This window comes from Lactobacillus gigeriorum DSM 23908 = CRBIP 24.85 (assembly GCF_000296855.1).
GTDB classification, from domain to species: Bacteria; Bacillota; Bacilli; order Lactobacillales; family Lactobacillaceae; genus Lactobacillus; species Lactobacillus gigeriorum.
This window is the reverse complement of sequence record NZ_CAKC01000069.1, coordinates 1-3,437: the sequence shown is the minus strand read 5'-3', so window position 1 is coordinate 3,437 and position 3,437 is coordinate 1. Positions and strand designations below refer to the sequence as shown.

General features: G+C 35.4%; 4 protein-coding genes. 1 reads left to right on the top strand and 3 read right to left on the bottom strand.

Translation table 11 applies throughout. The annotated features are described in order from the left end of the window. Positions 1 to 96 precede the first annotated feature (96 nt). Entirely contained in the window at positions 97 to 1,035 is a 939-nt protein-coding gene (locus tag BN52_RS07030) for an SLAP domain-containing protein (RefSeq protein ID WP_082621079.1), read from the top strand. 400 nt (positions 1,036 to 1,435) lie between these two features. Here the strand turns inward: BN52_RS07030 and BN52_RS07020 are convergent, their stop codons facing one another. The 3 genes from BN52_RS07020 to BN52_RS10465 form a co-directional block, all read right to left on the bottom strand. After that, positions 1,436 to 2,017 (bottom strand): hypothetical protein, encoded by a 582-nt coding sequence (locus BN52_RS07020; protein WP_008473736.1) that lies wholly within the window; start codon positions 2,015 to 2,017, stop codon positions 1,436 to 1,438. A 65-nt stretch (positions 2,018 to 2,082) separates the two neighbouring features. Next, the gene (locus BN52_RS10470) at positions 2,083 to 2,289 is read right to left on the bottom strand and encodes an MFS transporter (RefSeq protein WP_008473734.1); all 207 of its coding nucleotides are present in this window, start codon (positions 2,287 to 2,289) and stop codon (positions 2,083 to 2,085) included. 69 nt (positions 2,290 to 2,358) lie between these two features. Further along, complete coding sequence (locus tag BN52_RS10465) at positions 2,359 to 2,943, bottom strand: MFS transporter (protein WP_008473733.1); 585 nt, start codon at positions 2,941 to 2,943, stop codon at positions 2,359 to 2,361. Positions 2,944 to 3,437 lie beyond the last annotated feature (494 nt).

The following is a 3,437-nucleotide window of genomic DNA, read 5'->3' as shown; positions in this document are numbered from 1 at the left end:
ACGTTTTAATTTAAGAATGAATTTAATCTGCGGGATCATCAACCAAGAACTGGCTATCTAGTTTCGCAGTAACTCTAATATTTAAAAGCTACTAATATTGACGGTGTAACTCGGAAAATCACTCATAATGCCTATATCTATAAGTCTTCAAATGGCAGAACCTCTTACATGAATCGTTGGAAGCTCTATAAGGGCGAAACAGTCACTACTTATGGTGGTTCTTACAAGTTCAAGAATGGTAAGCGTTACTTCCGCATCGCTGGACCAAGAAAACAATATATTAAGTCATACAATTTGGGACCTGTTATTAAAGTAAATACTGTTCAAGGACCAACAACGGTTACTACTAACACCAAGCCAACCACTAATACTAACAATACGTCTTCAAATAGTGTTCCACCAATGAGTAAGGATGAAACAACAGTAACCGTATTACGGAACGGTATCCCTCTTCTCGTTGAAGTACCTGGTAAAGACAAAGTTCAACCTTCCGGCAAATATGCAAAGAATGGTGAAAAGTTTACGGTAGACTACTTAGAACAAGGCATTCGAGCAGGTACTGGTGAGGACGGCGATGATGATTGGGAACAAGCAATTTACCACATTAAAGGTACTGATTACTGGATTCTTAATTTATTTGTCAATGCTGCCAAAAAGATGCCAGTTCATAACTATACTTTAGCAAATAGGTATTCACTCATTAGATTTACCAAGGCCACAGATCTATATAATACAAATGGAACTCCTCAAAATATAAAGCTTGCAAAGAATTCTGAAGAGTGGAAAGTAGATAAGTTATTATATATTTGGGTACCAAGTGAAAATAAAGCAGAAGAATTTTATCATTTAGCACCAGTCCGTTATTGGCAAAATGTAATACGTTTATCAAATAACGGTCAATACACAAAAGATTATATGCCACTCAAAGCTGACAATTATGTCAAAGCCAGCGATGTTAAATTTGTTGAAAATAGTGTTAAAATCACTCCATCTAACACTCCAGAAGAAGCACAAGCTGCTGCCTTGAAGAAATAAGATATAAAAATAAGAACTCCGTCTACATGATGTAGATGGAGTTCTTTCTAACCTTTATTTTATTAACTCAAAAGAAAAAGTACGTATCATTTGTAAATGCTTACATGGGGGTAAATTAAAGGTAGAAAATAAAGAAGTACATAGCAGGAAGCGTGAGTTAAGATGAGAGAGAAACCTGAATTATATAGAATAATTTGGGCTGTAATAACTTTGATCTGGTTAGCACTAGATTTGTTTTGGCATAGCCAAGCAGTAGGTGCAAAGATATTCATGATGATTTACACCTTAGTATTAGTCATTTGGGATATTATCATCATTGTGCAAAGCCGCAAACATAGAAAGAATAATAGCTGATTTCAAGCATTCATTAGCAAGTCTGATGAATGCTTTTTTACATTTACTATTTCTTTACCTTAGTGAAATCATACTTTCTATACTTAAGCGCAACACTTTTATCTTTGAAAATCGCACCGTTGACGACACTAGGATCGGTCCCGTAGCTTAAGAAGAGACAATCATGATTCTTAAATTGACCAGGCTGATAATCCAAGTTCACCAGATCCAAGAAGCCGCGCACTTTTAACGAATTACCTTGAGTATCAATTAGAACAATATTGCCAGAGTATTTTATATTTTGTTTTTCAGAGTGACGATTCAATTTTAAATTGTGATCGATTTTCTGATAGGTAACATTGCCATTGACTGTATGCTTGGTAATCACAAGCTCTCTAGCTTTTTTAGAATAAGGATCTGCCCGATACCAAGTACCACGATATTGGCTAGGCACAGTTGCAAGCTTAAAGCCCTTGTATTTTTTATGAATATTAATACGAGGAGCTTCACTAGATGATTTAGTCTCATGACGCACAATTTTTGAACTACTTGATGATTGTGAACTTGAATTTGATTTTGCTGTTTGCTTATTGCATCCCGTCAATAGCGCAGCAGCCATTACACTGATTAAAACAATCGTTTTTTTCATATTTATTCTCTTTTCTTAAATTTAATCTCAATTATAGAATATCTTTCGCCAAAATAAAAAGCGGCTTAGTTTGCCGCTTCTTTTGCAAATAGCATGTTGATTCCACCAATGAGGACGAATACTGCGCAAAGAATAATTAAAATCTGATCGCCTGAATGATCGAGCATGATCCCAGCAACCACGGAGCTGATTGGACCACCAATTGAAGTACTAGTACGAATCGTGGTTAGGACACGTCCTAAATAAGCATCTTCCGTAGTAATCTGAATCATTGATTCTGACAGAATATTTTGAAAACTAGTTAGAAAAACAAACAGGGTGATTAGAATACTTAAAGCCAGCTAATTGGAGAGAAAGAAAATCATAATCAGTAAAGGAATAGTACAAAGCATCCAGGTGTAGGAGATCGTCTTAACTTTAGGAGTTAGTTTGCCCGAGATGAGTGCTCCTAAGAGAAAGCCACCGACAAAGCAAAGATAGAATGTACTATAAAGTCCAGCAGAGCCAAGCTTATCGGCTAGTTTAGGTAAGAGAATAATTAACGCTGGTGAAACGAAGGAATAGCAGATACATGACCAAAAGTAGTATTTAAGAAACCTATTTTGGCGAATATACTTTAAGCCGCTGAACACTTTTGCGCGATAGTTATTAGTTTTATCATCAGTATCGTTTGCTTGAGGTTTAGTCGATGGAATTTTTCTTAACGCAATGTACAGGAAGAAGATACTAATCAGACTTAAGCAGCTACAAACCAGCATCGATTGGCCAGTGATTAAAAGACTCAATAAAACACCTGAAAGGGCAGTACCAGCGATATTCACGACTCGATCAATTATGCTTAACTTTGAAATTAAGCTGTTTAAATCTTTTTTAGAAGGGACGCTTTCTTTAAGGATCGCACGATCTGCGGGGGCTAAAGAATTCATCACATATAGAAAGAACAGCTGAAATTAAAATCGTTAGTACTATGTCATGACTCACCCAGAACATTACTGCCGTTAAAAGAAATAGCAAGATAGTTTGAACTAGCAGAGATGTTTGACTGGTTCTCTTGAAGGAATGCTTATCAATGATTGGACCGTAAAAAATTGATAAGGCAGCGGTAATTGAAAAAATAGCGTTAGTTAAGCCGACTAAGGATGATTTACCAGTTTGAGTTTGCAGCCACCAGATGATGATCATGCCAAAGAGAGAATTGGATAAAAGCATGGTGGCTCAAGATAATAGGTAAGTTTTCTTTTCTAACATTCACAACAACTCCAATTAGATATATGTATTGCAATTAGTATATCATAATTTTCATTGAATTAAGAAAAAATTAAAAAATAATACTTTAATATATTAGAGTTACTGCGAAACATCTGCTATAATCTTAAATTATGAAATACGAAACAGCTAAGAATTTAAACAATACCAGATT

Bases quoted from the DNA above. Each gene is read 5' to 3' on its own strand.
- BN52_RS07020 (WP_008473736.1), bottom strand. From the start codon at position 2,017: ATGAAAAAAACGATTGTTTTAATCAGTGTAATGGCTGCTGCGCTATTG.
- BN52_RS10470 (WP_008473734.1), bottom strand. From the start codon at position 2,289: ATGATTCAGATTACTACGGAAGATGCTTATTTAGGACGTGTCCTAACC.
- BN52_RS10465 (WP_008473733.1), bottom strand. From the start codon at position 2,943: ATGAATTCTTTAGCCCCCGCAGATCGTGCGATCCTTAAAGAAAGCGTC.